This is a genomic window from Campylobacter sp. RM19072, from assembly GCF_024723485.1.
GTDB classification, from domain to species: Bacteria; Campylobacterota; Campylobacteria; order Campylobacterales; family Campylobacteraceae; genus Campylobacter; species Campylobacter porcelli.
In genome coordinates this window covers 1-4,462 of the sequence record NZ_JANQCU010000031.1, presented here as the reverse complement: position 1 = coordinate 4,462, position 4,462 = coordinate 1, and the positions used below count along the sequence as shown (strand labels likewise).

Sequence of the window (4,462 nt, the reverse complement as noted above, 5' to 3'; positions counted from 1 at the left end):
TTAAGAAAGGACATAAATTGATTACTAACTCTTCTATAAAATCAGCGGAAGATATAATTAATAACAGTATTTATAAAGCAGGTAATGGATATATTATTGATTTGTCTAGGTTAAATTTAGATGGACATATATACGATTATGATTATAATACTGTAGATAGAACTTATATGTGGCATTTACATCAAATGAAATATATTTATGATTTAATGCAATATGATAAATTATATAACAACAATATAGCTATAAATTATATAAAAAACATAGTAAAAATATGGTGGAGCAAATTTAAAGATAATTTATCTGATATTTTTGCTTGGCATGATCATGCTACTGCAATACGAACTGAGTATTTAAGCGATCTTTATATTTATTTGTTGCATAAAAACCATGATAAAGAATTTTTATTAATTCTTAGAGATATATTAGAATATCACATGAACATACTATATAATGAAAAATTTTATTCTAAATTTACAAATCATGGCTTAGATCAAAGTTTATCATTATACAAAGTATCATCATTTTTAATTAAAAATAATAACACAGATATATTACGCAAAATAAAAAAAACAGCTATAGATAGGATCAATAGCGAAATAAGTTATGCTTTTTGTGTTGATGGAGGACATAAGGAAAATAGCCCTGCCTATTTAAATTTTGGTTTGTCGCAAGTTATAAAAGCCTTAAAACTAGGAAAAGAGATAGATGGAGACAATTCTGGTATTTCGTTTTCACATTCAATCTTGCAAAAAGCAATCACTAATTTAGCTTTTATAGTTCAGCCAAATGGTAAGTTGCCATTGATTGGCGATACTAAAGAATTTATCGTCAAAGATATGTTTGGAGATTTATTTTTATATGAAAATTCGTATCAAAATTTTTTATATTCTATAAGGCAAGGCGAATATGGCATTAAGCCAGATAGCAATGATTTAATTTTACCAGAAAGTGGCTGGGCAATATTTAGAGAAACTTGGGATAAACTAAAATTTAAAAAGAGTATGCAAATTGTCTTTAAATGTGGTTATTTAAGTAATTATCATAGACATGATGATGACTTAAATATTACGCTATTTTATGATGATGAAGAATGGCTTAGTGATTGCGGTGAGTACAAGCATGCGCCAAAAGACCCATATAGAATTTACTTTAGATCTTCTGATGCTCATAATATATCAAAACCATACAATATAAAAGCATGTAGAGATTTAGATGAGTTAAAAATATATGGTCGAAGTTTAATAAATGATTACAAATGTAGAGATAATGTCAAATCTTCTATAGAAGGAGAATCGCATATTTTTAGAAATTTTAAAAATACTAGAAAAGTATCTTATGATAGAAAATTTAATAACATAGTAATTGAAGATAATTGTTATCCTATTGCTAAAGTATCACAAAAACTCATCAAAGAAAGAATAGATAAAAATTATTTTACATATATAACTAGATTTCATATTCCAAGCGATAAGCAAATAGTCATAAAAGATGATCTAGTTGAAGTTATTGGCAAAAATAAAAAACTTACAATAAGTGCTATAAATTTTAGCAATAATAGTGGGGGTGGGCGTATAATGGTTTCTAAAGGAAAAGATAATTCGAAAATTATCGGTTGGAGATCATGTAAAGCAGGTGTATTAGAGGCAATCAACACACTTGAATTTTATTATAAAATACAAACATTAAATCAAAAATTTGAATTAACATTTCACGATATTCAACAAGATAGAGACAATATGGAAATTAATGTTAAGATAATAGATGGTATGCTTAATGCAAGTTTAGAACCAATAAATAAAAATGAAAAAAATAAATTTGCATTTTATCTATTGTACAATAAAGAAAAAATAGAGCAAAAGTGGTATTCATATGATAATAAAGTAACATTTGAAACAAAAATAGATAAAACACTAGCAAAGTATCATGTTATAGGATATGTTAGAGATAAAAACGGTAATTCTATATTAAGGAAAGCTATTAGATTAAGCGATAATCATGTGTCGATAGTATCATCATTAAAAAATAACAGTGGGGGGGGGGTATGTAATGCATAGAGCAGATTTTGGTCTTGGTGGATGCTTATGTACTTTTTTATCAGCATTCAATTTATCATTAAAGACAAATAGGCAATTAATTTTAGATTTTAGAGGATATAGATATGGTGGCGAAAATTTATTTTCTTCATTATTTTTATATCCTAAATTCAGTAATTATACTGATGTAAAAGATAACATAAAAACAGTTTTCCCAACTTATTTTACAAATTATTTGGATAGTGCGCATTCTAAATTAACAAAAGATAAAAAATATAGATTAGATAAATCTTGTATTAAAGATATTCCAATTGATAATCAGAAATTTGATTGTTTAGTGATAACTAGAGATGACAGCAAAATATTGATAGATGATATATACTACAAATTAGCAAAAGATTTAGTAGTTCATCCTATAGTTAAAAAATATATTGATGATAACAGTAAAATATTTAAACAATATAAAAAAGTTATTGGCGTGCATTTTAGACATGGTAATGGCGAACAATTTGTTGTGGCTCCAAAACTATCTTGGTATGTGGAAACGATAAATATTTATTTAACTAAAAATAATTTAAATAAAGAAGATATATTGATTTATCTAGGAACTGATTGCTTGGCGGTATTCCAATCATTTAAAAAAATATATCCAAATATAAAGCAATTTAATGATAAAGGTGATTATTCATCAATATGTGGTAATGGAGCAGTTCATATTAGCCATATAGGAAGCTATGAACAAAGTGAAAAAATAGATACCGCTAGGATAGCATTAGCTGATATGTATTTATTATCCATGAGTGATCTATTTATAGGCGGAAAAGATGGTTACTTTGTAAAATTTATTTTATTACTTAGAAATAAACAGGAATCCGTAATAGATCAGCATGAACGATATTATACGAATTATGATTTTAATGATGCCTATTATCCAATTATTAATGATAATACTTTAAAACAATATTTTATTAATAATCATATTCCTACAGATGGATTATTTGTAAAAATAAAAAACAATGTGAAATATATTTATTATTATTATGATTTAATGGGTTTTGTAAATACATTAGAAAATGATAAAAATATGGATTATATTTATAATAATATTTTACTTAGGAGATTATATTGATGTTGGATAAAATAGAAAAAATTAAGAAAATACTAAGTCAAAAAAATATAAATTATTACTATGTATATTTGGTTAATAGTGGTTTTGGGGATATTATTACAAATTCAAGTATTCAGTCATTTATGTGTGATTTATTTGGGTTAAACTATGTATCTATATCAAATAAAGAAATAAATTTAACTTTTTCTGAATTTTATAAACAATTTTTATTAGATATAGGTTATAATCCACTAATTAATGATAAAAATATACACTATATAGAATTAGACAATATACTTGATGATTTAGATAATATTTATGCAAATCTATGTAAGTTAGATAACTCTTCAGTAAATGCAATTTGTATAAAACCAAAAACGCTTTTTTATACTTGCTCTTTTGATGAATTTGCTATTAATAGCAATAAAAATATATATAACAATAGTTTTATCAGTGATTTTAAAGATAAATACTATAAATCAACAAATATTAAATATACGAGACATAATACATTAAATATAACAATACATCTAAGGCTTGGAGATTGTTCAACTATATTATTAAATAATAATAAAGATTTAGTCACTATATCATGGTTTGATAGAGGTGTTCATTCTCACAGTTGGTATAATCTAAAAAATAAAACTGGCTTCAAAGGTGTATTAAATAAATATAGATATATAGATGATGCTATAAAATTTGTTCAACAATTACATCAATATAAAAGGGATATTTTGAAAGATATTTATGAAGATTTAAATATAACGCTTATAACGGATGGGTATTCATATGTTGAAAAAGTAGTAAATCGTAAAACTTTCATCAAACAATTAAAAAAGATGAATATGAAGGCAGATTTATGTATAATAGATGATTTTTGCAAAAAAAACATAGAAAAAATAAATAATTGTAATTTAATAAATAATAAGATAATTGGAGATTCTTACAAAGATTTTTTAAATACAGTAGAAGCAGTTTTAAATTCAGATATAATTATAAGCGATTCAAGATCGTTTATATTTAGAGTTATTATGGGATGGAAGATAGATATAAATTTTTCACAAATTCTATATTTAGGTAGTGCTGAAAAAACTGCACAATACTATTTGAATAAAAATAATTGTGTATATAAAAAATTTATTAATTTTAGTAATGTCTTTGAGCAACTTCAAAATTTAGAACAAGATCTAATCAATAAAAAACTAAAAGATAAAATTCTGCAAAAAGAGCTAGGATATAATGATGATATAATCCAAGAAAATAAAACATTAAAAGAAAAAATAGCAATCTTGCAATCTAAAAATAATGTCCTATTAAATAA

The 4,462-nt window shown here is 24.2% G+C and carries 3 protein-coding genes; all 3 read left to right on the top strand.

Annotated elements, in window-relative coordinates; translation table 11 throughout:
* A partial coding sequence (locus CSUIS19072_RS08215; RefSeq protein ID WP_337212252.1) for a heparinase II/III domain-containing protein occupies positions 1–2,054 on the top strand: 2,054 nt, incomplete at its 5' end.
* On the top strand, positions 2,047–3,162 hold the full coding sequence (locus CSUIS19072_RS08210) for a nodulation protein NodZ (protein ID WP_086293857.1): 1,116 nt from the start codon (positions 2,047–2,049) through the stop codon (positions 3,160–3,162). The genes CSUIS19072_RS08215 and CSUIS19072_RS08210, both read left to right, overlap by 8 nt.
* Positions 3,159–4,462 (top strand): hypothetical protein (locus CSUIS19072_RS08205; protein WP_337212250.1); only part of this gene is annotated, 1,304 nt, incomplete at its 3' end. The genes CSUIS19072_RS08210 and CSUIS19072_RS08205, both read left to right, overlap by 4 nt.